The following is a 26,099-nucleotide window of genomic DNA, read 5'->3' on the forward strand; positions in this document are numbered from 1 at the left end:
CATGAACGCCCGCGCCGTTATCGAAACCGGATCGCTACAAGAGCGCCTCGGTTATACCTTTAAGAAGCCTGAGCTCTTAAACCAAGCCCTGACTCACCGCAGTCATAGTAAGAAGAATAACGAGCGCTTAGAGTTTTTAGGTGATTCAATTCTCAACTGTGTAGTTGCAGATTTACTTTATGAGCGCTACTCCGATTTGGATGAGGGCGATCTCTCTCGTGTGCGCGCGAACTTAGTCAAGCAGCAGGCTCTCTATGAAATTGCTCAAACCTTATCTTTATCTGATCATCTGCGTTTAGGCGAGGGTGAACTCAAGAGTGGGGGCTTCCGTCGCCCCTCTATTTTGGCTGACACCTTAGAGGCCGTCACAGGCGCTATCTTTTTGGATGGCGGTTTTGATGCAGCTAAGGCCTGTCTGCGCAAACTCTACTCAGTCATCTTGGCGCAAGTTGATCCTAAGACCTTAGGTAAAGATGACAAGACGCTCTTACAGGAATGTTTGCAAAGTTATCAATTGCCATTGCCTACCTATAACGTGACTGGCACAACGGGTGCTGCACACAACCAGCAATTCGAAGTAGAGTGTGTCATTCCTAGTTTGAAGGTGGCGGTTAAAGGTGAGGGCGCCTCACGCCGTGCTGCCGAGCAGTCGGCCGCGAAGACAGCATTGGCAGCAGTCTTAAAAGCATTGCCACAAGAATCTCGCAAACCCAAGAAAACACGGTCGGCTAAGAAAAAAGCAGCAAAGAAAGAAGCGACCGAAGAGCAGTTAAATCTTAAGCTGAAGGGCTAATCGTGTTTAGATGCGGCACTATCGCCATTGTTGGGCGTCCCAATATGGGCAAATCAACACTGCTTAATGCATTGGTTGGTCAAAAGATCAGTATTACTTCACGCAAAGCACAAACTACCCGTCACCGAATTTTAGGGATTCAGAATCGCGAAGAAGCCCAGTTCATCTTTATTGATACGCCAGGTTTTCAGACGCGTTTGATGAACACACTTAATAAAGCATTGAACCGGACGGTTACTACTGCCCTGCAAGATGTGAATGTGGCTTGCTTTGTAGTTGAGGCTGGTTACTTTGGCGAAGATGATAAAAAAGTATTAAAGCTGCTACCGGATGATCTACCAGTGGTGCTGGTTTTAAATAAGCTGGATTTATTTAATAGCCGCTTTCAGACACCATCTGAACGTGACCAGGCGTTGCTCAACTTTATGAAGGAGATGTCCAAGCCTTGGTGTGAGTTAGGCGGTCATGAAGATCAAAAGTGTGAGTTTGCAGAAATCGTTCCGATGAGCGCAAAGAGTCCTGGTGATATTGAGCGCCTCCTAGATGTGCTTGAGGGCTATTTGCCAGAAGCTGAGGCTGTATACGATGGCGATACGATTACTGATCGCAGTGAGCGCTTCTTAGCTGCTGAGATCTTGCGTGAGAAGGTATTTAGGTTTACTGGCGAGGAGTTGCCTTACACCTCTACGGTAGTAATTGATCAATTCAAGATGGATGGCAAGATGCGTCGCATTGCTGCAACTATTTTGGTTGACCGTGATAGCCATAAGGCCATGATTATTGGTCAAAAGGGTGAGCGTCTTAAAAAGATCTCAACTGATGCACGCATTGATATGGAAAAACTCTTCGATGGCAAAGTCTTTCTAGAGACTTGGGTCAAAGTGAAGCGTGGATGGGCCGATGATCGCGCTGAGTTGCGGGCTCAGGGTCTGGAATAAATTCCTATGGCTTCGATTCGTGTTGCTGACGAACCTGCTTTTGTATTGCATAGTATTCCCTATAAAGAGACCAGCTTAATTCTGGATGTCTTTACGCGGCAATATGGCCGCATGGCCTTAATTGCGAAGGGTGCGAAACGCCCTCATTCAGTATTACGTCCAGTCTTACAACGCTTTCAGCCACTCTTAGTATCTTGGAGTGGTAAGTCTGAGTTACGTACGCTTACAAAGTCAGAGTGGGTTGGGGGCATGCCCTCCTTAGTTGGTGATGCACTCCTCTGTGGTTTCTATCTCAATGAATTACTCGTCAAGTTTTTGGCGCGCGAAGACGAATACGAAAAACTCTACGATCGTTATGCAGAAACGATTAATGCTTTATCGAATCTGGAGTTTGAATCTAAAGGTTTAGAAGAAATTCTGCGTCCTTTTGAGTTATCGCTATTACAAGAAACGGGTTATGCAGCAGCTCTTGACCGTTGCGTTGAGACCAATCAAGCCCCTGATTCTCAAACACAATACGTGTATCAACCGGAGCGAGGGGTGCGTCCGGCTCAGGGCGATGACCCGGGGCATTGGCCGGTCTTGAAGGGGCAATCTTTGCTTGCCATTGCTGCAGGAGATTTTTCGGATGCACAGACCCTTTCAGAGAGTAAGCAGCTAATGCGCTTCCTACTGGGACTGCACCTACAGGATCAAGTCCTAACGACTCGTCAAATTTTGATTGATTTGAAGAAAATCTAGTAATCTACTGTCATGACAGCCCTAGTTGCCCCGAATGCCTTAGAGCTCGGCATCAATATCGATCACGTTGCCACTTTGCGTAATGCGCGAGGCACCGTGTATCCAGATCCATTAAAAGCGGCAAAGCTAGCCGAAGAAGCGGGTGCAGATCTAATTACTTTGCACTTACGCGAAGATAGGCGCCATATTAAAGATGCAGATTTATTAGCGCTACGCCCACTCATCAAGACTCGTATGAATCTCGAGTGCGCTGTGACTTCAGAAATGCTGAACATTGCTTGCAAGGTTAAGCCACATGATGTTTGCCTTGTTCCAGAGAAGCGTGAAGAGGTAACTACCGAAGGCGGTCTGGATGTTTTAGGAAAATTTGACGCAGTTAAGGCAGCGACTAAGCAACTGCAAGATGCAGATATTCGGGTTTCACTATTTATTGATCCAGAAGAAAAGCAGATTCAGGCAGCTAAGGATGTGGGCGCCACGGTTGTTGAGTTGCATACTGGTCGTTATGCCGATTTATCTGGTACAGAGCAAAGCAAGGAATTAGGGCGTATTCGTAAAGCAGCGCAATTTGCTAAAAGTATTGGTCTGCGAGTCAATGCTGGCCATGGTTTGCATGAGGGCAATGTGATGCCTATCGCCGCTATCGAAGAATTATCTGAATTGAACATTGGCCATGCAATTGTTGCCGAAGCTTTATTTAAGGGCTGGCAAAATGCGATTGAGGATATGAAGGCCTTAATGGTTCGCGGTCGTCATCAAGATCATATTCACCCTCTTTAATTACTTAAATATTGATGATCATCGGCATTGGTACAGACATTCTGCAGATTGGGCGCTTGCAAGCAGCATACGATCGCACTAATGGCCGTTTGGCTGAAAAGATTTTGGGCCCAGATGAAATGCTGGTCTTCAAACATCGTTTGGTCAGAAATCACAAACGCGGCATTGCATTTTTAGCTACGCGTTTTGCTGCCAAAGAGGCTTTCTCAAAAGCCATCGGTTTAGGAATGAGAATGCCGATGACATGGCGCTCATTGCAAACTCTCAATGAACCCAGTGGTAAGCCTGTCACTAGCTATCTCGGAGCCTTAGCTCAGTTTATGCAAGAGAAAAATTGGGAAGCACAAGTGACGGTGAGTGATGAACAAGATATGGCCATTGCTCATGTCATCGTTACTCAGAAATAAGCAAAAACCAATCTACAAAAATAAATGCAATCGAGATAGAGGAAGAGATGAGTAAATCCACCATGAATCCAGGCCCAATCACATTAGATGTCGTAGGTCAGGTTTTAAACGCAGAGGATCGCCGTCGTATCCTGCATCCTCTAACTGGTGGCGTCATCTTGTTTGGCCGGAACTTTGCTAATCGCAAGCAGCTGACTAAATTAACAGCTGATATCAAAAAACTTCGCTCCGATGTGCTGATCTCGATTGATCACGAGGGCGGTCGAGTGCAGCGCGCCAAAACTGACGGCTTTACCCACCTACCAGCGATGCGCAAACTTGGAGAACTTTGGAGTGCAAAGAATGATTCCACGCACGCGGCGGAATCTGCTGCCTTAGCGATGGCTGCTGCTACTGCCTGCGGTTATGTGCTTGCTACTGAGTTACGTGCTTGTGGTGTTGACTTCAGTTTTACGCCTGTACTGGACTTAGATTTTGGTCGTAGTGGTGTGATTGGCGATCGGTCATTTAGTCGCGATCCTCAAATTGTGTTTGCATTGGCCAAGAGTTTGAATGAAGGCTTGCGGCTTGGCGGTATGGCTAACTGTGGCAAGCACTTTCCAGGTCATGGTTGGGCTGAGGCAGACTCACATGTGGCTATTCCGGTGGATGAGCGCTCCTTATCTGAAATTTTGAATGATGATGCTAAACCTTATGAGTGGTTAGATTTGAGTTTGGCAGCCGTCATGCCAGCGCATGTGATTTATCCACAGGTGGATCAAAATCCAGCGGGCTTCTCTCAGATTTGGTTGCACTCCATCTTGCGTCAAGAGTTGGGTTTTGAAGGCGTTATCTTTAGTGATGACCTCTCGATGGAGGGTGCTAGTGTCGCTGGTTCGGTAGTGAAGGGTGCAGAAATGGCACTAGATGCTGGATGCGATGCAGTATTAATTTGTAATCGCCCTGACTTGGCGGATCAGTTGCTAGGTAAGCTGAAGGTCACTAAGAAAAAACAAGCAGAGTCAGCCACACGCTTAAATCGTTTGATACCTGCTTCATCAGCTTTGTCGTGGGATGAGTTGCAAAAAGAAGCGGAATACCAACATGCCAAAGGTTTGCTGAAGCAGTTCAAGTTAATCTCTTGAACTATGTGATTCCAGTTTTGATGACAATAAAAAAGCCCGGCATGCCGGGCTTTTTAACAGCGGTAGCTTGCTAATTAGTTGGCGCGGCTACGGTATTCGCCAGTACGAGTATCAATTTCGATCTTGTCGCCAGTGTTACAGAACAAGGGAACTTGCAATTCATAGCCGGTAGCTAATTTTGCAGTCTTTAATACTTTGCCTGAGCTGGTATCGCCCTTGACTGCTGGCTCTGTGTAAATGATTTCGCGAACGAGCGAGTTAGGCATTGCAACGGAGAGTGCTTTACCTTCGTAGAACACTACTTCACAAGGCATGCTTTCTTCGAGATAGTTCAATGCATCACCCATGAACTCAGCCTCAACTTCATACTGGTTGTAATCACCATCCATGAATACATACATTGGATCTGCGAAATAAGAGTAGGTGCAATCTTTCTTCTCGAGGATTACGACATCAAATTTGTCATCGGCTTTGTAAACGCCTTCGTTTGGCGCACCAGTTAACAAGTTCTTAAATTTCATTTTTACAACTGAAGAGTTGCGGCCAGAGCGGCTATATTCGGCCTTTAAAACGACCTGGGCATCAGTGCCAATCATGACTACGTTACCAACGCGGAGTTCTTGTGCTGTTTTCATCTTGCTATTCCTGGGTGCAGAGTGATTTTTCTGCGGTTTTTATCAAAAACAAGATTGTAACCGCCCGCAAGCCTTTATTGCTTGGTCTTAGGCAACAAACCCCAGTAGACGGGCTGCTAGGCCGCCATCCCCTTGTTTTTCGAGCAATTGGGTGCGCCAGGCTTTGGAATGGGTATTCCAGGCATCTAATGTTTTAAACCATTCAGAGGGCATAGCCCATGTCATTGCGGCAATGGTGGCTAGTCTCAACTCTTGATTGGCTTCTTCGAGGTAAAGGTCTAAAAAGGCAGCCAACTTCACTTCATGAGCGCGATCCTCTTGAGGGTAAATATGCCAAATAAATGGTTTGCCTGCCAATTGCGCACGCACAAAAGAGTCCTCGCCACGAACAATATTGAAATCGCATTGCGATAACACCCAGTCGTACTCATCTTGGGATACGAAAGGCATGGGGATTAATTGGAGATTGGGGGGTAATTCAATAGGTTGCTCGCCATAGAGGTTGAGCAGTTCTACATGACCATGTGTTAGTAAGACATCAATATTTTCACCAAGAGAGCCGAGGTCTGTTAACCATTTACGTAATGGCGCACCTGGGTAGCAAAAAATGCTGATACGTTTTGTATCCACTCGCAGCCTGGACCAGATCTCTTTTAAGTCATGTGGAATTTGATTGCTTACTATTGCGCCCTCTGGTGGAATGGGGTCTACCAGGATGCCGCCAGCCTGATCCTGAAATCCAGGGAAGAAAAAATATTTTGCAATGCCGTGCGATTGAGGGGATGCCTTTGCATGAAAGTCCACTATCCAAGGTTCTGCACTTAAGTACTCAAGGTTGATAATGATCGGCTTGATAGGGGCAATAAAAAGACTGGCTAGATAGCGCTCTGGTAATTCACAGCCAAAGGCTTCGATGACAACATCAGGGGTTTGCACGGGATGTCTCGCATTACTAAAGCTAGCCTCCCAAGGCTGAAGGTCAATTTTTTGCTTAATTGCAGGATCAACACCAGAAGCGAGTAAATTGAGGGTTGGTAGGTCGTCGCAGAAAATGCGTACCTCTTGGCCATGAAGGCTTGATAAGCTTCGGGCTAGACGCCAGCAAACACCGGCATCACCATAGTTGTCTACGATTTGACAGAAAATATCCCAACGCATGAGCAATTCGCTTTTTGAAACCCTTCAGCAGGATGTTAAACGGCTACCCGGATTACCGGGGGTATATCGCTTCTTTGATGAGGCGGGAAACATCTTATATGTAGGCAAAGCGCGCCACCTTAAAAAACGGGTATCCAGTTATTTTCAGAGCAAGCAGCTATCACCACGAATAGCGTTAATGGTGGGCAAAATCGCTCGCTATGAAACAACAGTAACACGGACCGAAACCGAAGCCCTCATTCTAGAGAACAATCTCATCAAAGAGTTGGCTCCACCGTTCAATATCTTATTTAGGGACGATAAGTCATACCCTTATGTGATGTTGACGGGACATCAATTTCCTAGGCTAGCCTCTTATCGCGGCAAAGTAGATAAACGCAATCATTACTTTGGCCCATTCCCCAACTCATGGGCAGTACGCAATAGCGTGCAAATTCTACAAAAAGTATTTCGCCTCAGAACATGTGAAGACTCGGTCTTTAAGAATCGTAGTCGTCCTTGCCTCTTGCATCAGATTCACCGCTGCAGTGCCCCTTGTGTGGGTAGGCTTAGTGTGGAGCAATATGGCCAAGACGTAGCGCAAGCCACTCGCTTTTTGGAAGGCGACCATGGCAGGGTGCTCTCAGAGCTCGAAAAAGAAATGCATGCACATAGTGATGCCATGGAATTTGAAATGGCAGCAGTATTGCGCGACCGTATCGCAGATCTCTCTAGCGTCCTGCAACAGCAATCGATGGATGCCGTTGCTGAAGGTGAGGGTGATGTTGACATCATTGCCGTTGCACAGATGGAAGGCATGGTTTGTGTGAACCTTGCGATGGTCCGCGGTGGCCGCCACTTAGGTGACAGAGCTTATTTCCCCAAGGGTTTACGAACTGCTTCGGGTGAGCTCCCACCCCCTGCAGAAATTTTGGAAGCCTTTATTGCACAACACTACTTAGATGAAGTGGATGGCAAGGATGGGCCCACAACGAATCTCATTCCTCCTGTTTTAGTGATGAATCATTCCTTGCATTCAATAAGTGATGATGTCAGTGAGCCTAATGAGGAGGCTCCAGATGATCTGCATGATTTATTAAATGCTCAGGCTGGTAAAAAGATTACTTTCTTGCATCAGCCTCAAGGTCAGCGTCGTCACTGGTTGGCCATGGCAGAAGGTAACGCCAAGATCGCCTTAACAAAACGTTTAGTAGAGACGGGTGGCCAGCTAGCTAGAGCACGAGCTTTAGTCGATATTTTGAGTCTTGATCTTGAGGGCTTAGAACATTTACGTATCGAGTGTTTTGATATCAGCCACACTTCAGGTGAGGCTACCCAAGCATCATGCGTGGTGTACGCTAAGAATGCAATGCAATCGGGCGAGTATCGCCGTTTCAATATTAATGACATCACACCTGGTGATGACTATGCAGCGATGCGTCAAGTCTTGCAAAGACGGTATGCCAATTTCCAAGAGCTTCCACCCGAAAAAATGCCACAAGTCATTTTGATCGATGGTGGCAAGGGCCAAGTTGAAATGGCTAGGCAAGTCCTTTCAGAATTTGGCATGGATATCAGTCTGATTGTTGGTGTCGCTAAAGGAGAGGGTCGCAAAGTTGGCTTGGAGACGCTCATCTTTGCCGATGGTCGGCAGGCCCTCGAGTTAGGTATTGATAGCGCAGCACTGTTATTGGTAGCGCAGATTCGAGATGAGGCTCATCGTTTTGCAATCACCGGCATGCGTGCCAAGCGCGCAAAAGCCAGAACGGTCTCTCGTCTTGAGGAGATTGAGGGCATTGGTGCCAAACGCCGTCAGAAGCTGCTTGCGCGCTTTGGTGGTCTAAAAGGGGTAGCCAATGCCAGTATCGAAGAGATTGCTAGCGTTGAAGGGGTATCGCTCACCCTGGCAGAGCAAATTTATCGTCAATTGCACTAGCTTTGATTTCTGATAATTGGTTTATGCTTATCTCATGCCATTTAATCTACCTATCGCCCTAACTTGGTTGCGTGTAGCAGCAATTCCATTGCTTGTGGCTGTTTTTTATCTCCCTAGTGATTGGCTTACCTCTTTCGATAAAAATTTGATTGCTGCGGTCATCTTTGTTTCTGCTGCAATCACTGATTGGCTTGATGGTTTCTTAGCTCGTCGCTTAAAACAAGAATCCGCTTTTGGCCAATTCTTAGATCCTGTTGCCGATAAACTCATTGTTGCAGCGGCATTATTGGTGTTGCTCAATATGGATCGCGTCCAAGTCTGGGTTGCTCTAGTAATCATCGGTCGCGAAATCACGATCTCTGCTTTGAGAGAGTGGATGGCTTTATTGGGTGCTGGTAAAAGTGTCGCCGTACACATGGTGGGTAAGTTAAAAACAACTGCGCAGTTAGTCGCAATCCCTTTTTTATTGCTCAATGACACCTTATTTGGGTGGTTAAATTGCGCCAAGATTGGCACCTGGTTGATTTGGGTTGCCGCATTCTTAACCCTTTGGTCGATGTTTTATTACCTCAAAAAAGCGCTGCCACAATTAGCAGGCAAAATCGACTAACCCCATATATGCCCGTCTGGCATGGCTTGGCGGGGTATTCAATGTACTTAATTTTTCAGTTTTACAGGGAATAATGCTTTCTGTTCGATTGTTTGTTAAACTATCGCCCTGTTATGCGGGAATAGCTCAGCTGGTAGAGCGATACCTTGCCAAGGTATAGGTCGGGAGTTCGAACCTCCTTTCCCGCTCCAAGTTCGATGGGAAGCCCTAAAAAGCTTCCCATTTTTGATTCAGGCATATGGCGCGTTGGCCGAGTGGTTAGGCAGGAGCCTGCAAAGCTTCGTACGGGGGTTCGATTCCCTCACGCGCCTCCAGCAATTTCGCTTGACGAAATAGGTGGAGCACCTAAAATACTTTCAGTACCTATATGAAAGTCGCATCTATTCTGTAAAGCGAAATATGATCAAAATCCACACTCTTAAACTGAGCGCTGTCGTATTGTCACTATCGGCATTGTTGGGCGCGTGCGCTAGTTCTGGCGACTCGCCAACAGGCACTCCTCAGGAAGTTCAAGAAGTTCAGGCGCAGTTATTGGGCGGCATGCCTTTGCCTGCAGCCTCAAAAATTATTGGTGCTGATTCATTAATCATAGGGCGTGGTGACAGCTGGGTTGGTCGAGTGGTTCTTTCTGGTGTTCAATCACCAACAGATATTTATGCTTTCTTCCAGTCAGAATATCCAACTGCTGGCTGGACAACAGTAAGTGCTGTGAAATCAAAAACGAGCATCTTAGTATTTACCAAGGGTGATCGCACTGCCACAGTAGAGTTGAATGAAGGTTCATTAACTGGACCTAAAACATTGATCACAATTACTTCATCACCAAAGAACGCTAACGTAGTGGCGCCTAGCAAGAAGTAACAGTTGTAGATTAGGAAATAAAAAGGCCTCCACTGGAGGCCTTTTCTTATGGGGGCTGAGCTTATAGGCCTTCGGCCCTAATTAGGCCAACTGCCTGACCTTCAATTGCAAAATTTGGTTGACGACTATCAACCAAAATATTTTTGAAGTCTGGGTTCTCGGCTTGCAATTCAACTACCAAGCCGTTGGCCGTTTTCTTCTGATTCCAGCGCTTAACAGTGACCTCATCATCAAGACGTGCAACTACGATGTCGCCGTTACGTACTTCGGTAGTTTTTCTAACGGCTAAATAATCGCCATCCAAAATACCTGCATCGCGCATGCTCATACCCTTTACTTTCAACAAGTAATCAGCGCCTTTGCTAAACAAGCTTGGATCAATCGGTACTTGCTTCTCAATGTGCTCGACTGCCATGATGGGTGAGCCTGCAGCAACACGACCAATCAACGGAAGAGTCAGCTGTTGTAATGCGCCAGATGGCAATGACAGCTGACGATATTGATTTGACTGTTGTGTTTGATTAAATCGTTGTGGAATGCGAATGCCGCGCGATGTGCCTGGCGTTAATTCGATATACCCTTTTTTCGCGAGCGCACGCAAATGTTCCTCAGCAGCATTTGCCGAGGCAAATCCTAGTTGAGTCGCAATCTCTGCGCGAGTCGGAGGTGAGCCGCTCTCATCGATCGCTTTGGTGATGAGTTCCAAAATCTCACTCTGGCGTGCGGTGAGTTTAGGGAGGGCAGTTAGCTCCTCTTGAAAATCGACTGTGTTTATGTCCATACTGGGATTGTATACAGCACTTTTTGATAATTCAAGCAATTTAAGGGCGATAATGGGGTATGAGCTCAATTGAACACAACTCTGAAAATTCACCCCATATATTGGTTCTCGGTATGGGTGGCACGATTGCTGGATTAGCTGCAAAACCCGAGGAAAACCCTCTTCAGTATGAGGCTGGCCAGGTAGAGGTGAGCTCTTTGCTTGCCCAGATTCAGTCGGTGATCCCTGGGGGAATTGAGCTGGTTTCCCGGCAAGTGGCCAATATCAATAGCCGTAACTTAAGCGAGGGTTTATTGAGTCAATTGGGGGAGTCCGTTAGAGAGTCCCTTTCTAATACATGGGTGCAAGGCATAGTGGTCACTCACGGCACCGATACGATGGAAGAGACCGGTGTCTTTTTGCAGTTAACTTGCGGAAAGCTTGCTCAAGATTTAGGCAAAAGAGTCATTATTACCGGGGCGATGTTGCCGGCCAATGTGCCTAAGGCGGATGGCCCTTCAAATTTACTGGATGCCATCCGCTGGGCCTCAACCCCATTGGATAACTGCCCTGGTGGGGTCTACGCCGTCATGGACGGCAGGGGGTGCTTAGCGATGGATTTGGCCAAACGCCACGGCACAGCTCTAAATGCCCCCATTCAAGCCTCTCCAAGTAGCTCCGTGGGCTTGATCAACCCGTCTTGGCTCTCCGGGGTGAAGGCGGTTCAGGAGGCTTGGACAGCCGATTTGCCTATTCCGAAGGGGGATGATTGGCCATGGGTTGAGATCCTGACTAGTCATGCAGGCGCTCGCTCAGAAACGATTACCCACTGGCTAGGCTCTAAGGTAAAGGGCTTGGTCCTGGCTGGTTCTGGCATGGGAGGTTTTCATGATGCCTGGAGGGAATCTCTCGTTGCGGCTGTAAAGCACGGCATTGCCTTGGTAAGGACAACCAGAACTGGTGCAGGTACTACTTGGCAGGATATTCCTGAAAAGGATCTGGTCGGATGCATGGCTTCAGGTACGCTTTCAGCCCCTAGGGCCAGAATTGCACTGCAGTTAGCGATCTATGCTGAAAAACAGGCTAAATTAGTCGGTAAATCCCTGACTTGGCAGGATTTTTTTGCTAGAATAGCGGTCTTGCCTGAAATTAGGTAAGGGTTTAAAAAGTGTTGTGAGCAGTACCTACAATTTGTTACTACCTTGTCACACTGGCGCTGATTTCATAACCATCAGAAATTAGCAAGACGCCCAGGTGACTCTATCCTTAAGGAGTGTTTGATGCGTCATTATGAAATCGTCTTTATCGTCCATCCGGACCAAAGCGAGCAAGTACCAGCGATGATCGATCGTTACAAAGCTACATTAGCAGCTGCGGGCGGCAAAATCCATCGTATTGAAGATTGGGGTCGTCGTCAGATGGCTTACATGATCGACAAGCTTGCTAAAGCCCACTACGTTTGCATGAACATTGAGTGCGACCAGAAAACTCTGGAAGAGCTCGAGCATGCGTTCAAATTTAACGATGCTGTTTTGCGTCACCTCATCATCAAGACTAAGAAAGCTGAAACAGAGCCTTCCATCATGATGAAAGAAGTGCAACGTGAAGAAGCACGCAAATCAGCTCAATCCGACGCTCCAGTAGCAGCGGCTTAAGTTAGAAATTTGAAGAGGAATACACAGACTAGAAAACGTATCAGAGAAGCGGAGCGGCGTTGAATCATTTCACCCTCACTGCAATCTTGGTATCTAAAGACGCGATTCGATTTACACCAGCAGGAATACCGGTGATGCATTGCCAGCTAGAACATAGCGGCCAAGCAAACGAGGTAGGAGTGGCTAGGAAAATTCAAATGAGCGTTGAAGCCATAGCAATCGGTCCGATACAAAAGGATCTTGAGCAAATGGATTTAGGAGCTGAGGCAGTGTTCGAAGGATTCTTGGCACCCAAGACTCTACGTAATCAAAGACTTGTTTTCCACATTACCCATATTCAATTGAAAAATTAAAGAGGAAATCATCATGGCGTTTGGAAAGAAACCCGATTTCAAAAAGAAACCAGCTCAGAACCCATTGTTCAAGCGTAAGCGTTATTGCCGTTTCACTGTTGCTGGCGTAGAACAGATCGACTACAAAGATGTAGACACATTGAAGGACTTCATTGGCGAAAACGCCAAGATCACTCCTGCTCGTTTGACAGGCACAAAAGCAAAATATCAGCGTCAGTTAGACACTGCTATCAAGCGTGCTCGTTTCTTGGCTTTGTTGCCATTCTCCGATCAACATAGAAAATAATTGGGAGCCCTCAATGCAAATTATTCTTTTAGAAAAAGTAACAAACTTGGGCAACCTCGGTGACGTAGTTCGCGTTAAAGACGGTTTCGCTCGTAACTTCCTAATCCCACAGCGCAAAGCGCGTCGTGCAACTGAAGCAGCAATTGCTGACTTTGCAGTTCGTCGTGCTGAGTTGGAAAAATTGGCTGCTGAGAAATTGGCTGCTGCTGAAGCGGTTGGCGTGAAGCTCAAAGACTTGGTTCTCGAAATCGGTCAAAAAGCTGGCGTTGACGGTCGTTTGTTTGGTTCTGTAACCAACCATGACATCGCGGATGCATTAAAAGCTAAGGGCTTTGCGATTGAGAAGTCCTCAGTTCGCATGCCTACTGGCCCATTGAAGATGGTTGGTGATCACCCTGTAGCGGTTGCTGTGCATACCGATGTAGTGGCTGACATCACGATTCGTGTAGTTGGCGAGCAAGCTTAAGTTTTAAGATCTGTACACTAGCCTCATGGCTGAATCCCGTTCACGTTCCGTGACACTGAATCCTGGCATGATGGGTTCTGGGGATGCAGTCGTGCAGGCTTTAAAAGTTCCGCCGCATTCTGTAGAAGCCGAGCAATCACTGCTCGGCGGTCTACTGATCGATAACTCTTCTTGGGATAACCTGGGTGGAGTCCTAAACGATAAAGATTTCTATCGCCCTGAGCATGCTCTGATCTACAAGGTCATTGCGCGTTTGGTTGGCGACAATCATCCTGCTGACGTCATTACTGTTCATGATGCAATTAAGTCTGAACAAGGTGGTGACCTCGTTAGTATTGATTACCTCAATTCATTAGCGCAAAACACGCCAAGTGCAGCGAATATTAAAGGCTATGCCGACATTGTTCGTGATCGCAGTATCTTGCGTCGCCTAATTGAAGTTTCAGACAGCATTGTCAATTCTGCATTTGTCCCTGAGGGGCGCACCGTCAGAACTTTGCTGGATGAAGCAGAGTCTCGCATCTTACAAATTGGTGAAGAGGGTAGTCGCAAAGCCGACTATCTCGAAATCGAACCCCTCCTTAAGGCAGTTGTTGCCCGTATTGATGAGCTTTATAACCGCCAAGGCGGCAGCGATATTACTGGTATTGCAACTGGCTTTCTGGATTTAGATAAACAAACCAGCGGTCTGCAAAAGGGTGACTTGGTGATTGTTGCGGGTCGTCCTTCTATGGGTAAAGCACAACCTTTAGACGCAAAAGTAAAAACAGTTGATGGCTGGAAGCTGATGGGTGATTTGCGTTTTGGTGATCGCCTCGCTTCTGTTGATGGCCAACATTCAATGGTGACTGGTATTTATCCGCAGGGCACTAAGCAGATATACAAGGTTACTTTTTCTGATGGGCGTCAAGCTGAGTGTTGTGACGAGCATTTATGGCGTGTGATGTATCGCGATTGGTCTGAGCCACGCGTTATCAATACAACTCGCTTAATGGAGATGCTGCAGTGTGTTCGATATAAAAATAGATTGTGGATTGATCCGGTCTCAGGAGAGTTTGGCCACTCAAATGCATTGCCAATTCATCCATGGGTTTTAGGAGCATTGCTCGGTGATGGAACTTTGGCCTTATCTCATGGCTCAGTGATGTTTTCCACCAAGTCTCCCGAGCTGATTGAGCGCATGAATTTACTTGCGAACTATGAGATGGAGTTGGTGCATGCTAACGCTTATGACTGGAGAGTAGTTTCGAAAGAAAGAATTGCTGCTAATGGTCAACGAGCAGCTGTAAGGACAAATTACTATAGAGCCGCTTTGGGTGAATTAGGTGTATTAGGTTGCAGAAGTTTTGACAAATATATTCCCGCCACTTATCTAGAGGCCAATAAGAATTCTCGTCTCGCGTTGTTCCAGGGGTTGATGGACACCGATGGTTGGATTGAGAAATGGGGCTCCATTCGCTTTTGTACAGCGAGCCAGCAATTGTCAGAGGATGTTGCCACTTTAGCTAGATCATTAGGTGGTTTTTGCTCAATTGCGCAGAAGCAGACTAGCTATACCTATAAGGGCGAGAAGAAGCAAGGCCGTTTGTCTTATGTTTTGAACATGAGCTTTGGCCCTGGTTTTGAGGCTTTTACCTTGCCTGAAAAGAAGGAAAGATTAAGAGCAAGCTGGGATCGTCAGCGCAGAATTTCATTTACAAGCATTGTTCCCTCCAGAATGTCTGAGGCGCAATGTATTTCAGTGAGCCATCCTCAAAGAACTTATGTAACGAATGATTACGTCGTTACCCACAACACTGCATTTGCATTGAACATTGCAGAGAATGTTGCCTTAGCTGAAGGCTTGCCAGTTGTCGTCTTCTCAATGGAGATGTCAGGCGAGCAGTTAGCAGCCCGCTTACTGGGATCGGTAGGGCGCGTCGACCAAAGTCGCATGCGTACCGGCAAGTTGCAAGATGATGAGTGGCCACGTGTTACTGATGCAATTGCTCGTTTAAGTAATACCCAAATCTTGATTGATGAGACTGGCTCTTTATCAAGCTTAGAGTTACGCGCACGCGCACGTCGTATTGCCAGAAACTTTGGTGGCACCTTAGGTTTGGTAGTGATTGATTACTTGCAGCTCATGAGTGGTTCTGGTTCTGAAAACCGTGCAACTGAGATTTCAGAGATTTCTCGCTCACTTAAATCACTTGCAAAAGAATTGCAGTGTCCAGTTGTTGCTCTCTCACAGTTAAATCGTGGCCTTGAGCAGCGTCCGAACAAACGCCCAATCATGTCTGACTTGCGTGAGTCAGGTGCGATTGAGCAAGATGCCGACTTAATTATGTTCATCTACCGTGATGAGGTGTACCACCCTGATACCACTACCGATAAAGGTGTGGCAGAGATCATCATCGGTAAGCAGCGTAACGGTCCAATTGGTACCGTACGCCTCAGTTGGCAAGGCCCCTATACCAAGTTTGATAACTTGGCGATGGGATCAGTTGCTTATTCATCTGGCGGTTACGAGCCGTTCTAAAGCGCTTCTATCTACTGGGAAGCAATCCGCCTTGCCTCAGTAAATTTGGCCGCCCAGTAGGGTGAGGTGATGTAGTCTAGCCGTACCGTGCCCCCAGCACTTGGCGCATGTACAAATCTTCCTTGCCCAACGTAAATACCAGCGTGGGAGTACTTTTCACCAGTGGTATTGAAAAACACCAAATCACCCGGGGCTGGTGGCTGGTTATCAACACTTCTACCTTGATTGCTCATTTGGGCAATTGTGCGAGGTAATTTAATGCCTGCTGCTTTGTTATACACATACACAATCAATCCACTGCAATCAAACCCACCTTTGGGAGTATTGCCCCCATAGCGATAGGGAACATCGACTAAGCCAACTGCGGCTATCGAAATATCTTCAGTCCCAACACTCGTATCCTGTTTAAATTGTGCAACTTTTGCCGGCCCTGAGTTGCCTCTAAAAACACTACACCCCGATAACACGAGAATCGTACAAATAAAAATGCCGCACCCCATAAGAGTGCGGCATGAGAGGATTTGCTTAGAGTGCGTCGGCAGCATGATCCGCAAGACGTGAACGCTCACCGCGTGCCAAGGTGACATGGCCACCATGGCGCCAGCCTTTGAAGCGGTCAACCACATAGGTAAGGCCAGATGAACCTTCGGTTAAGTACGGCGTATCAATCTGAGCAATATTGCCTAAGCAAATAATCTTCGTTCCAGGGCCTGCACGGGTTACGAGAGTTTTCATTTGCTTCGGCGTTAAGTTTTGCGCCTCATCGATTATCACAAACTTACTCACAAAGGTTCTGCCACGCATGAAGTTCATGCTCTTGACTTTGATGCGCGAGCGAATCAGTTCTTGAGTCGCGGCACGACCCCATTCACCAGCGTCATCATTGCGCTGCAAAACTTCAAGGTTGTCATCAAATGCACCCATCCAAGGCTGCATTTTTTCTTCTTCCGTTCCTGGGAGGAAGCCAATATCTTCGCCCACAGGTACAGTGGCGCGAGTGATGATGATCTCGTTGTAGCGTTTGCTATCTAAAACTTGCTCTAGTCCTGCAGCCAAGGCTAGTAAGGTTTTACCAGTACCGGCTTGTCCCAAGAGGGTTACAAAATCTACATCTGGGTTCATGAGCAGATTCATAGCAAAGTTTTGCTCACGATTACGGGCAGTTACGCCCCAGACATTATTTTTCTGGTGAGAGAAGTCTCTAAGAGTTTGCAAGAGGGCAGTCTTGCCATTGATTTCTCTAACATGTGCGTAAAAAGGTGTTGAGCCATCTGGATTCTCTTGATAGACAAATTGATTGACCAACATACTAGGTACAGCAGGACCAGTCACTCTGTAGAACATAGTGCCAGATTTAGAGTCTGCCCAGCTTTCCATATCCTTGCCATGTTTTGGCCAGAAGTCGGCTGATAAGGCCATGACTCCCGAATACATTAAGTCACGATCTTCTAAAACTTGGTCATTGAAATAATCTTCGGCAGGCAAACCAAGCGCACGCGCTTTAATACGCATGTTGATATCTTTGGATACCAACACCACTTCCTGCCCCTTACGGGTTTTTTGTAACTCGCTGACCACCGCCAAAATCATATTGTCGCCCTTACCCTCTGGCAGGCCCTCTGGCAATGCTTGGGTGGACAACTTGGTTTGGAAATAGAGTCGACCTGAAACATCTTGGTTGCCAAGCTTATTCAGGGGGATGCCTTCATCCAATGTGCCGCTGGTGCCAGCAACCAATTGATCTAGGGAGCGGCTAACGGTACGAGCATTGCGGGCTACCTCGGTCATACCTTTCTTGTGATTGTCCAACTCTTCAAGCGTGGTCATCGGCAAGAAAAGGTCATGCTCTGAGAAGCGGAATAAAGAGCTTGGATCATGCATCAAGACGTTGGTGTCGAGCACAAACAAAGAAGGGGGTCCAGTACGAATGACGCGCTTGGGTTTTGCTGGAGCTGTTGACTTGCTATCGTTGCGAGCTGGACTGCGATCTGCTTTGATCTTTTCTAGAGCCACTTCTGCTGCAGATAAATCTTCTTCTGCATCATTAGTCCAATCGGAACTTTCTACCACCACTGGTTTTGCTGGAGCTGGGCGTTTCTTGAGGTCGGGAGTATCTTTCCGACTAAGCTTCACTTGATCAGCAATTTGAGTTGGGATGGGTGGCAATGGCATGCAGACTCTCCTAAAAGAAAAAACCGCCAAGCGGAGTGCGTTGACGGTTTATTACGAAACTGGTTGCAAGAACTTCTAAAAAACGGAGGGGGTTGCTCCCCGAACCTGCTTTGAGTTGCTCAGGTTTCTGATTCAAACGGATTGTCAGACTTTCCCGTCGTTTACGGTGCATATGAATCACTTTACCCCAAAATTTGGGGTTTGCAAGCACCTCAGATCAAATTATTGTAAAAATTATTTGGCAGCTTGAGCGGCCTGTAATACCTCTGTCACATGCCCTGGAACTTTAAGGCCGCGCCACTCTTGAACGAGCTTGCCAGAGGAGTCAAATAGGAAGGTGCTGCGCTCAATACCGCGGACCTGTTTGCCGTACATATTCTTCATCTTGATGACGCCAAAGAGTTGGCAGAGCTTTTCTTCAGCGTCAGAAACCAGCTCAAACGGGAGCTCTAATTTGCTGCGGAAATTGTCATGAGACTTCAGGCTATCGCGGGATACACCAACGATCAGAGTATTGGCCTTAGTAAAGGCTTCGATATTGTCACGAAACTCACCGGACTCAGCAGTGCAACCTGGGGTCATATCTTTTGGATAAAAGTAGAGAACTAATTTTTTCCCAGTTGCAGACGCTGGAGAAAAAGTCAGGCCCGATGTCGCAGGAATAGAACATGCTGGAATAGGTTGGCCGATAGTGACTGTCATGATGATCTTTCGTTTGTAATTTATCTATTGGTATTACTAGTTCAGCTATTTTGAATAATCAATTCACCACTTCGGTTGGGTATTTCACCCCAAGTCAGTGGTAGTACCGCTATTTTATCCAGTTGATTGGTGGCCTTCCAGGATTGATGAAGCTCGCCCATGGTGACGAGGTCGTGACCCTGGTTTAGCCATCCAGCCAATAGCCGTTCAAAGGCAGGCAACAGCTTCTGACCCTCTAATTCAGCATGCAGAGTAAAGACTTGATCATTGGGGTTGCTCTGAGTGATCTCAAGGAGCTTTTTAACTGCCCCAAATTCATCTGCACCATCAATACCAATTAGTTCATCAAAGGTGGGGAGGGTAGTCGGATATTGCACGTGGTTTGCTTTGCCTGAGGCAAGTGCGAGTCGATAAGGTATCAAGTTGGGCTCAGCCCTTCCATCGGAGGAATGGGTAATTTCCCACTGGTCGAGTTGTTCAAATGCGGCTTCATTCATTTGCCAGCCAGCTGCCCCATAAGTCGCTGGTGCATGCCCAAAGATTTCCACAAAGCGATCCCAACTTCTTTGCATCATTGCCTTGGTCCATGCTGAGTCTTGATTGCGAACTGCATCTTGCCAAGCAACGTGGTCCCAAGTATGAATTCCTGTTTCATGGCCGGCCTCATCTATTGCGCGCATTTCTGCAGCTGCTTTTTTCCCGATATCAGGACCGGGAAGTAAAACGCCATAGAGTAGGGTTTTGATGCCGTAGTGCTCTACAACCGAAGTGCGACTCACTTTTTTTAGAAAACCGGGACGAAAGACTCTCTTTAAAGCCCAGCCAGTATGGTCAGGCCCTAGGCTAAATAGGAAGGTAGCTTTTAAGCCAAAGCGCTCAAGGGTACGAGCTAGATTAGGAACGCCCTCTTTGGTACCGCGTAAGGTATCGACATCAACTTTGAGAGCAATCTTAGCCATGAATCCTTGAGTCTATTTCTACTTATTCTTTATCAACTAAAGAACGGGCTTTTTCAACATCTTGGCGATATGCTTCAAAAATATTCTTGAGTGCATCTGCCATCGTCGTTGTCGGTTTCCAAGCCAATTCACTCATCGTGTTGTCGATGGCTGGAACACGGTTTTGAACGTCTTGATAGCCTTCACCGTAATATGCGCCAGAAGTAGTTTCCACAATCTTCACATCATTTGCTGTTTTAGCGTACTCAGGAATACTACGTGCGATGTCTAACATCTGATTGGCTAATTCGCGAACAGAGTGATTGTTCTTTGGGTTGCCGATGTTATAGATCTTGCCGTTTGCAATGCCGTCTTTATTGTCGATGATGCGCATCAGTGCATCGATGCCGTCATCTATATAAGTAAAGGCGCGTTTCTGTGCACCTCCATCAACTAAGTTAATCGGTTCGCCACGAACGATGTGACCTAAGAATTGAGTCACTACGCGGGAGGAGCCCTCTTTTGGTGTGTAGATGCTATCAAGTCCAGGACCAATCCAGTTAAATGGGCGGAAGAGGGTAAAGCGCAAACCTTCCATGCCATAACCCCAGATCACGCGATCCATTAACTGCTTGGAGCAGGCGTAGATCCAGCGTGGCTTATTAATTGGGCCGTAAACCATATTCGATTTGGCTGGATCAAACTCGCTGTCCTCGCACATGCCATAAACCTCAGAGGTTGATGGAAACACTAGGTGCTTTTTGTATTTAACAGCGGAGCGCACGATGGGGAGATTGGCTTCGAAGTCGAGCTCAAATACTTTGAGTGGCTGCTGTACATAAGTCGCTGGTGTAGCGATCGCAACCAAAGGCAAGATGACATCGCATTTACGGATGTGATATTCGACCCATTCTTTATTGATGGTGATGTCACCTTCAAAGAAGTGCATCCTCGGATGATTGATCAAATCACCCAAGCGATCATTCTGCATATCCATACCGTAGACATCCCAATCAGTTGTCTCCAGGATGCGCTTGGAAAGGTGGTGGCCAATAAAACCGTTAACGCCAAGAATGAGTACTTTTTTCATCTTTACTGCCTCGTTTTAATCTAATTTGTAGTGCTGCTTATTTGCTTGCTGGAAACCATTCCAAGATTTCAACTGCTTGGCGGTCGCCGCAAATGCCGAATACCCGATTATCAACCACTTGGATGCCTGTAGCCCCAAGATCTAGATTGGCAGGAAAAGGTCCTTTTAGGCTGGTTTTGGCCACAATCATGGTCTTGCTGTGGTGTTCAGTAAAAGCGCCTGGATAAGGGGGTGCAACAGCCCTGACAAGGTTGTGGACCTGTTGGGCGGTTTGATTCCAGTGAATTTGCCCATCTGCCGGCTTTCTGCCGCCAAAATAGCTGCCTTTTGCGAGTTCATTGGGCTTGCGCGGGACTTTTCCTTGAATCAGATCTGGCAGGACTTGATTGATGACTTCAAGAGCTGCTCCACTAACTTTTCCAAAGACATCTGTAGCGGTTTCATCAGGACCAATACTTGCCGATGCTTGACCAACAATATCCCCTGCGTCAGGTTTTACTTCCATCACATGTAAGGTGGCGCCAGTTTCAGTCTCGCCATGCAAGATGGCCCAATTGACTGGCGCGCGTCCACGGTACTTTGGAAGTAATGAGCCATGCATATTCAATGCAGCAATCTTGGCGCAAGCCAAAATCTTTGCCGGAATCATATGGCGATAGTAGAAAGAGAAAATGTAATCCGGTGATAGCGCCTCAAACTTCGGGATTAAATTACTTAACTCACTAGCGCTTGGTGTGATGTAAGGAATGCTTTTCTCTTGGCAGAGCTTGGCAACGCTGCCAAACCAAACATTCTCATTGGGGTCATCTTGATGCGTCACTACGAGATCAACCTCAATGCCAGCCTTGAGTAATGCCTTGAGGCAATGGACACCAACATCGTGATATGCGAATACGACTGCGTGCAATTATTTTTTCTCTAGAACAGTTTGCACAACATAACGCGGGCGATTACGGATCTGCTGATAGATGCGGCCGATATATTCACCCAATAAGCCAAGCCCAAAGAGCATTACGCCTATGAGGAAGAAGGTTAGTGCGAAGAGGGTGAATACGCCCTCTACCTCAGCGCCCAGAAGGAAGCGGCGGACTAATAGGTAGACGAATAGGCTGCCAGCAGCGAGGGATAAGAGCATCCCAAGTATCGAGAAGATCTGCAAAGGCATGATAGAAAAGCCGGTTACCAAATCAAAGTTCAAGCGAATGAGTTGGTAGAGGCTGTACTTTGACTCTCCAGCAAAACGCTCTTCGTGTTTAACGGTAATTTCAATTGGGTTTGCAGAAAAGGTATAAGCCAAGGCTGGTATGAAAGTATTGTTCTCATCACATTGACGCACTAAGTCAACAATGCGACGGCTATAACCGCGCAACATGCATCCTTGATCGGTCATGGTGATGCGAGTAATGTTTTCACGTAAATGATTCATGGCACGTGAAGCAAATTTTCTGAAGAAGCTATCGCGACGATCTGCGCGAATGGTGCCTACATAATCATGGCCTTTGAGTAGCTGCTCAGTCAATGCATCAATTTCTTCGGGAGGATTCTGTAAGTCTGCATCCAAAGTGATGATGTGTTCACCCTTGGCATATTCAAAGCCAGCCATGATCGCCATGTGTTGACCAAAGTTGCTATGGAATAAAACCGCGCGCGTAACGTCAGGGCGTAATTCAACCTGTTTTGCCAGAATGCCGGCTGAACGATCTTTACTGCCATCATTTACAAAAACGACTTCGTAAGCAATGTTGCGCTTGGCGGCAAGAGTATCAAGCGCTGGGTAGAGGCGGTCGAATAATGCTTGGAGACCATCTTCCTCGTTGTAAACGGGAATAACAATGCTGAGCTTCGGGTTGGCAACTAAATTGGCAGTCATGCTGCAATTTTGCCTGATTCTGAGGATTTAACCCAATAAGGCTAGTTTTTGCGGTGTTTCTTAAGGATTCCGACAAATCCGCTGGAGATGCGGCCAATATCTTCGTCTGCCATGCCTGGAAATAAAGGCAGGGTCAAAATAGAACGACCGATCCGTTCTGCTATTGGTGTATCACTTGCTTTATAGCCCCGCTCTTTGTAGAGGGTGAAACCAGTGATAGCAGGGTAGTGCACGCCAGTGCCAATACCAAGGTCTTTTAATTCGGTCATGATTTGAGCGCGATCACAATCGAGCTGCTCAAGTGGCAGTACTACTTGAAACATGTGCCAGTTGCTATCGCTAAAGTTTTCAACTGGTAGCTCTAATTTGAGATTTTCTAATCCAGCCAATTTCAATTCAGCACGGATCACATCAAAGTATTGGCGCGCCAATGCAGTACGTCGTGCTTGATAGGAGGGTAATTGTTTGAGTTGATGCAAGCCAATGACTGCGTTGACATCTGTCAAGTTATCTTTGCCGCCCAACACATCGACATCCATTCCATCCATGCCTTGGCGGGTTAAGCCTTGGAGTCGGAATTTTTCAGCAAGTCTAGCTTCGGCATCGTTGTTTAAAACAAGGCAGCCGCCCTCGATGGTAGAGAGATTCTTATTCGCTTGAAAACTAAAGCTGACCAGATCACCAAAGCTGCCGATCTTCTTGTCTTTCCATTGCGAACCAAAAGCTTGAGCAGCATCTTCAATCACACGCAGCTTGTATTGTTTGGCTAAACCATAGAGTTGATCCATGTCAACCGGTAATCCAGCTAAATACACTGGCATGATGGCACGGGTTTTTGGAGTAATTGCTGCCGCCACTTTATTTAAGTCCAGGTTGCGTGTAACTGGATCAACATCCACAAACACGGGTTTAGCGCCAACGCCAAAAATAACATTTGATGTAGCTACCCAGGAGATTGGTGTGGTGATGACTTCGTCACCTTCGCCAATACCAGCCACTTGCAATGCAATCTTCATAGTTGCAGTGCCATTAGCAAAACAACGCACAAGACGACCGCCAAAGTATTCGCTTAGCGTTGCTTCAAACTCTGCCAGTTTTGGTCCCGAGGTTACCCAACCAGAGCGCAGCACTTCAGCTACAGCATCAATGGTTTCTTGATTAAAGCTGGGGCGCGTAAAGGGGATGAATGCAGGGGTGTTTGACATGAGCTCTATATTACTGCGCCGTGTTGGCCATGTCTGGATGTTTCACAATCACTCTGCGAGAGTCGCGATCAACCTCCTGCATTGGCAGGTTCAAGCCTTGGAGGGCTACATACTGCTCAGGAACCATGATGGCATAGGCGGTTTGGTCATCTTTCCAGCGCACAATGAAAGCATCTAGGGTCGGGAGCCACAATTCTGGCTGTTGGTTTACGCCGAACTGAAGCTCATCTGGATCTTCAACCATGACCATGGTTCTGCCCAAATAAAACGGCATCGTGTGATCGAGTAAGCGCACGGAATAGATATTCACATTCGCAGGAATAGAAGTTTTCACTCTATAAGCTAGATCAATGCCTGATACAGCGCGCCCCAATGTTTCGTGACCAGTGCCAGCGATGATGGCGCACAAGAAAAAGCCGCTTGCAAAACTCACAATGCTTTGTAAGCCATTGCGCTTTGATTGCAGTGCTGCAAACGCACTAAAACTCAGTAGCGCTACTAATGCGGCAATCACCCAATATGTATATTGCGCATAGGATTCAATTTCATCAGGCCTTGCTTGCTTACCAATTTCCGCTAAGAAGAAAAAGCCAATACAAGCTAACAGCGCAAATCCGAGTGTTTGCATCTTCCATGACATGGCCATGGAGTTGGTGTGTCCCAATAGATGATCTAAACGATTACCGATCAATAAGGCTAGCGCTGGAAAGATGGGAATGATGTATCCAGGCAATTTGGAGTGCGACACGCTAAAGAACGCAAAGATCATCACAGACCAGCACACCAATAACCAGCCACTAGAGAACTCTCTTCTGCGCTCTTGCCAAGCTTGTGCGATCGAGCCAGGAATTTGTAATGCCCAAGGCAAGATACCAATTAAGAGCAGGGGCACGAAGTAATAGATAGGCCCTGTTCGGCTATGTGCGTCTTGGGTAAAGCGTTGAAGGTGCTCATGAATAAAGAAAAACTCCAAGAACTCTGGGTTGCGTTGCGCCACTAATACAAACCAGGGTGCAGTGATCAGGAGGAACAAAATTAATCCACTCAATAAACGCAAGCGTGTCCAGATTTTCCAGTCCCAAGTACTGATGGAGTAAGCAATTAAAACCATCGCAGGAATAACTGCACCAATGACGCCCTTTGATAGTGTTGCGAGTGCCATGAAGACCCAGCAAATCCACATCCAATTACGACTGCTTGATTTGTTATCAGTAGTTTCCGCAAACAAGAGGCTGCAAAGGGCGGCAACTAAAAAAGCAGATAGACCCATGTCTAAAGAATTAAAGTGGCCGCTAATTACCCACATCGGACTGGATGCTAAAACCACAGCAGCCAACCATCCTGCTCGTGCGTTATAGATGCGCGTACCAGTAAAACCAATTGCTAGGATTGTCAGAAAGCCAGTGAGTGCAGACCAAAGTCTCGCTTGCCAATCTCCTATTCCAAATACCTGGAATGTGATGGCTGTCGCCCATACTTGTAGTGGTGGCTTCTCAAAATACTTGTAGCCGTTATAGCGAGGGGTAACCCAATCACCCGTAACTAGCATCTCTCTGGCCATTTCTGCATAGCGACCTTCGTCAGAAGGAATGAGATGGCGGTAGTTCAGGGTCCCGAACCAGAGCAAGGCATAAATGAGGAGCAAGAGCAAAATCTTGCCGGGATGAAGTGCTGAAGACTGCCGAATTTGGCCAAACTGCATTAAGCAGGCTCCACAATCAGTGCTAGCAGGACTTGACGTCCTTCACCTACCAATATGTTGTAAGTGCGGCAGGCCGCTTGGGAATCCATGATTTCAAAGCCGATCTTGGCTTGGATGAGGGCTTTCAGGAGCTCGGGTTTGGGGAAGCGCTGACGACTGCCTGTGCCAATGAGGATTAATTCAGGTTTGAGATCGACCATTTGAGCAAAATGGCCTTCTTCTAGATCCCCAAAAGACTTTATTGGCCACTCAGAAATAGCCCCATTAGAACTAAGTAGAACCGCATGGGCATATGGGACGTGGTTGATCTCCACATAGCCATCGCCATAGCCAGTGATTGCATTGGCTCCAGAATGCGGGTCAGATTGAAGCTTCAAGTGGACTCTCTGTCATAATTATGTGGATTATAGCCAGCTG

The 26,099-nt window shown here is 47.0% G+C and carries 28 protein-coding genes and 2 tRNA genes; 17 read left to right on the forward strand and 13 right to left on the reverse strand.

Features of this window, described 5'->3' with window-relative positions:
• The first annotated feature begins 1 nt into the window (after nt 1).
• Genes rnc through nagZ form a run of 6 tightly spaced genes read left to right on the forward strand, consistent with a single transcriptional unit; the run spans nt 2 to nt 4,783 of the window.
• Nucleotides 2-793: a ribonuclease III gene (gene rnc, locus A9236_RS07315; RefSeq protein ID WP_071464741.1), complete on the forward strand. Its 792-nt coding sequence runs from the start codon at nt 2-4 to the stop codon at nt 791-793.
• 44 nt (nt 794-837) lie between these two features.
• On the forward strand, nt 838-1,731 hold the full coding sequence (gene era / locus A9236_RS07320; RefSeq protein ID WP_236638828.1) for a GTPase Era: 894 nt from the start codon (nt 838-840) through the stop codon (nt 1,729-1,731).
• 6 nt (nt 1,732-1,737) lie between these two features.
• On the forward strand, nt 1,738-2,472 hold the full coding sequence (recO, locus tag A9236_RS07325) for a DNA repair protein RecO (RefSeq protein WP_071464743.1): 735 nt from the start codon (nt 1,738-1,740) through the stop codon (nt 2,470-2,472).
• A gap of 12 nt (nt 2,473-2,484) precedes the next feature.
• Nucleotides 2,485-3,252 carry a pyridoxine 5'-phosphate synthase gene (pdxJ, locus tag A9236_RS07330; protein ID WP_071464744.1) on the forward strand — a complete coding sequence of 256 codons (768 nt, stop codon included), beginning with the start codon at nt 2,485-2,487 and terminating at the stop codon, nt 3,250-3,252.
• Between the two features lie 14 nt (nt 3,253-3,266).
• The gene (gene acpS / locus A9236_RS07335; RefSeq protein WP_083393436.1) at nt 3,267-3,659 is read left to right on the forward strand and encodes a holo-ACP synthase; all 393 of its coding nucleotides are present in this window, start codon (nt 3,267-3,269) and stop codon (nt 3,657-3,659) included.
• Nucleotides 3,660-3,706: 47 nt separating this feature from the next.
• On the forward strand, nt 3,707-4,783 hold the full coding sequence (nagZ, locus tag A9236_RS07340; RefSeq protein WP_071464746.1) for a beta-N-acetylhexosaminidase: 1,077 nt from the start codon (nt 3,707-3,709) through the stop codon (nt 4,781-4,783).
• Between the two features lie 74 nt (nt 4,784-4,857).
• Here the strand turns inward: nagZ and efp are convergent, their stop codons facing one another.
• Both efp and earP read right to left on the reverse strand, forming a co-directional pair.
• The gene (gene efp, locus A9236_RS07345; RefSeq protein ID WP_071464747.1) at nt 4,858-5,418 is read right to left on the reverse strand and encodes an elongation factor P; all 561 of its coding nucleotides are present in this window, start codon (nt 5,416-5,418) and stop codon (nt 4,858-4,860) included.
• 87 nt (nt 5,419-5,505) lie between these two features.
• Nucleotides 5,506-6,576 carry an elongation factor P maturation arginine rhamnosyltransferase EarP gene (earP, locus tag A9236_RS07350; RefSeq protein ID WP_071464748.1) on the reverse strand — a complete coding sequence of 357 codons (1,071 nt, stop codon included), beginning with the start codon at nt 6,574-6,576 and terminating at the stop codon, nt 5,506-5,508.
• Between earP and uvrC the strand changes: the two genes are divergently transcribed.
• The 5 genes from uvrC to A9236_RS07375 all read left to right on the forward strand — a co-directional run bounded on the left by uvrC (nt 6,575) and on the right by A9236_RS07375 (nt 9,962).
• A complete protein-coding gene (gene uvrC / locus A9236_RS07355; protein ID WP_071464749.1) occupies nt 6,575-8,491 on the forward strand; it encodes an excinuclease ABC subunit UvrC in 1,917 nt (638 codons plus the stop codon). The two genes, earP and uvrC, sit on opposite strands and share 2 nt — an antisense overlap.
• 34 nt (nt 8,492-8,525) lie before the next feature.
• Nucleotides 8,526-9,101 carry a CDP-diacylglycerol--glycerol-3-phosphate 3-phosphatidyltransferase gene (gene pgsA / locus A9236_RS07360; protein ID WP_071464750.1) on the forward strand — a complete coding sequence of 192 codons (576 nt, stop codon included), beginning with the start codon at nt 8,526-8,528 and terminating at the stop codon, nt 9,099-9,101.
• Between the two features lie 115 nt (nt 9,102-9,216).
• Nucleotides 9,217-9,292, forward strand: a tRNA-Gly gene (locus tag A9236_RS07365).
• Between the two features lie 49 nt (nt 9,293-9,341).
• Nucleotides 9,342-9,415, forward strand: a tRNA-Cys gene (locus A9236_RS07370).
• Between the two features lie 85 nt (nt 9,416-9,500).
• Nucleotides 9,501-9,962, forward strand: coding sequence for a hypothetical protein (locus A9236_RS07375; RefSeq protein WP_071464751.1), 462 nt, complete (start codon nt 9,501-9,503; stop codon nt 9,960-9,962).
• Nucleotides 9,963-10,023: 61 nt separating this feature from the next.
• Here A9236_RS07375 and lexA read toward each other — a convergent pair whose 3' ends face one another.
• Nucleotides 10,024-10,743, reverse strand: a complete 720-nt coding sequence (gene lexA / locus A9236_RS07380) for a transcriptional repressor LexA (protein WP_071464752.1) — start codon at nt 10,741-10,743, stop codon at nt 10,024-10,026.
• Nucleotides 10,744-10,802: 59 nt separating this feature from the next.
• Here lexA and A9236_RS07385 point away from each other — a divergent pair, with 59 nt between their 5' ends.
• From A9236_RS07385 to dnaB, 6 genes are all read left to right on the forward strand, one after another.
• Nucleotides 10,803-11,879 (forward strand): asparaginase domain-containing protein, encoded by a 1,077-nt coding sequence (locus A9236_RS07385; RefSeq protein ID WP_071464753.1) that lies wholly within the window; start codon nt 10,803-10,805, stop codon nt 11,877-11,879.
• Nucleotides 11,880-12,002: 123 nt separating this feature from the next.
• On the forward strand, nt 12,003-12,377 hold the full coding sequence (gene rpsF, locus A9236_RS07390) for a 30S ribosomal protein S6 (protein WP_071464754.1): 375 nt from the start codon (nt 12,003-12,005) through the stop codon (nt 12,375-12,377).
• 59 nt (nt 12,378-12,436) lie between these two features.
• Nucleotides 12,437-12,730 (forward strand): primosomal replication protein N, encoded by a 294-nt coding sequence (gene priB, locus A9236_RS07395; protein WP_071464755.1) that lies wholly within the window; start codon nt 12,437-12,439, stop codon nt 12,728-12,730.
• Between the two features lie 13 nt (nt 12,731-12,743).
• Complete coding sequence (gene rpsR / locus A9236_RS07400; protein ID WP_068948002.1) at nt 12,744-13,016, forward strand: 30S ribosomal protein S18; 273 nt, start codon at nt 12,744-12,746, stop codon at nt 13,014-13,016.
• Nucleotides 13,017-13,029: 13 nt separating this feature from the next.
• Nucleotides 13,030-13,482, forward strand: a complete 453-nt coding sequence (gene rplI, locus A9236_RS07405) for a 50S ribosomal protein L9 (RefSeq protein ID WP_071464756.1) — start codon at nt 13,030-13,032, stop codon at nt 13,480-13,482.
• A gap of 70 nt (nt 13,483-13,552) precedes the next feature.
• Nucleotides 13,553-16,003 (forward strand): replicative DNA helicase, encoded by a 2,451-nt coding sequence (dnaB, locus tag A9236_RS07410; protein WP_369821172.1) that lies wholly within the window; start codon nt 13,553-13,555, stop codon nt 16,001-16,003.
• Between the two features lie 11 nt (nt 16,004-16,014).
• Here dnaB and A9236_RS07415 read toward each other — a convergent pair whose 3' ends face one another.
• The 10 genes from A9236_RS07415 to A9236_RS07460 all read right to left on the reverse strand — a co-directional run bounded on the left by A9236_RS07415 (nt 16,015) and on the right by A9236_RS07460 (nt 26,059).
• A complete protein-coding gene (locus tag A9236_RS07415; protein WP_071464758.1) occupies nt 16,015-16,548 on the reverse strand; it encodes a C40 family peptidase in 534 nt (177 codons plus the stop codon).
• Nucleotides 16,529-18,175 carry a PhoH family protein gene (locus A9236_RS07420; RefSeq protein ID WP_071464759.1) on the reverse strand — a complete coding sequence of 549 codons (1,647 nt, stop codon included), beginning with the start codon at nt 18,173-18,175 and terminating at the stop codon, nt 16,529-16,531. The genes A9236_RS07415 and A9236_RS07420 overlap by 20 nt, the downstream gene beginning before the upstream one ends.
• 234 nt (nt 18,176-18,409) lie before the next feature.
• Nucleotides 18,410-18,877, reverse strand: coding sequence for a peroxiredoxin (locus A9236_RS07425; RefSeq protein WP_071464760.1), 468 nt, complete (start codon nt 18,875-18,877; stop codon nt 18,410-18,412).
• A gap of 41 nt (nt 18,878-18,918) precedes the next feature.
• On the reverse strand, nt 18,919-19,836 hold the full coding sequence (locus A9236_RS07430; protein ID WP_071464761.1) for a polysaccharide deacetylase family protein: 918 nt from the start codon (nt 19,834-19,836) through the stop codon (nt 18,919-18,921).
• A 22-nt stretch (nt 19,837-19,858) separates the two neighbouring features.
• Nucleotides 19,859-20,905, reverse strand: a complete 1,047-nt coding sequence (locus tag A9236_RS07435) for a bifunctional UDP-4-keto-pentose/UDP-xylose synthase (protein WP_071464762.1) — start codon at nt 20,903-20,905, stop codon at nt 19,859-19,861.
• A gap of 37 nt (nt 20,906-20,942) precedes the next feature.
• Entirely contained in the window at nt 20,943-21,812 is an 870-nt protein-coding gene (locus A9236_RS07440) for a formyltransferase (RefSeq protein WP_071464763.1), read from the reverse strand.
• Complete coding sequence (locus A9236_RS07445; RefSeq protein WP_071464764.1) at nt 21,813-22,775, reverse strand: glycosyltransferase; 963 nt, start codon at nt 22,773-22,775, stop codon at nt 21,813-21,815.
• A 41-nt stretch (nt 22,776-22,816) separates the two neighbouring features.
• Complete coding sequence (locus A9236_RS07450) at nt 22,817-23,980, reverse strand: DegT/DnrJ/EryC1/StrS aminotransferase family protein (RefSeq protein ID WP_071464765.1); 1,164 nt, start codon at nt 23,978-23,980, stop codon at nt 22,817-22,819.
• A 10-nt stretch (nt 23,981-23,990) separates the two neighbouring features.
• Nucleotides 23,991-25,682 (reverse strand): glycosyltransferase family 39 protein, encoded by a 1,692-nt coding sequence (locus A9236_RS07455; protein WP_071464766.1) that lies wholly within the window; start codon nt 25,680-25,682, stop codon nt 23,991-23,993.
• Nucleotides 25,682-26,059, reverse strand: a complete 378-nt coding sequence (locus A9236_RS07460) for an Mth938-like domain-containing protein (protein ID WP_071464767.1) — start codon at nt 26,057-26,059, stop codon at nt 25,682-25,684. The genes A9236_RS07455 and A9236_RS07460 overlap by 1 nt, the downstream gene beginning before the upstream one ends.
• Nucleotides 26,060-26,099 lie beyond the last annotated feature (40 nt).

The sequence above is a fragment of the Polynucleobacter sp. QLW-P1DATA-2 genome, from assembly GCF_001870365.1.
In the GTDB taxonomy this organism is placed as follows: Bacteria; Pseudomonadota; Gammaproteobacteria; order Burkholderiales; family Burkholderiaceae; genus Polynucleobacter.